The organism is Pseudoalteromonas sp. GW168-MNA-CIBAN-0100 (assembly GCF_040309225.1).
In the GTDB taxonomy this organism is placed as follows: Bacteria; Pseudomonadota; Gammaproteobacteria; order Enterobacterales; family Alteromonadaceae; genus Pseudoalteromonas; species Pseudoalteromonas arctica.
In genome coordinates this window covers 1-294 of record NZ_JBEOOL010000406.1, presented here as the reverse complement: position 1 = coordinate 294, position 294 = coordinate 1, and the positions used below count along the sequence as shown (strand labels likewise).

Annotated in this window: 1 protein-coding gene; it reads left to right on the top strand. The window is 34.0% G+C overall.

The annotated features are described in order from the left end of the window. Window positions 1-3: 3 nt before the first annotated feature. Window positions 4-294, top strand: a 291-nt coding sequence (locus AAEY62_RS21705) for a phosphoribosyltransferase-like protein (protein WP_502935544.1), incomplete at its 3' end; no start/stop codon positions are given.

Below are 294 nucleotides of genomic sequence, written 5' to 3'. Positions count from 1 at the left end.
CATATAAACTTTAATGCCATTTATTTAACAATTTTGTCCACTGAAATAGGTAAAAAGCACATCGAGTCAGTCGCACCTCAAGTAAAGCTCTTAATGGCCCACGTAATAACTGATAATTATAAAGTACAAAATATTAATTTTGGCGACATAACGCAAAACCAAATAAGTGCTTTCTTAATGAAGTATGCACCTAGGTTAACTCCCCGAGAGCAGTATATGCAAAACCTAAACTCAAAAATGTACGGATTTACACTAAAAGGCTTACTTTTTAGTTTTGAGCATTCAGTTCCTGAC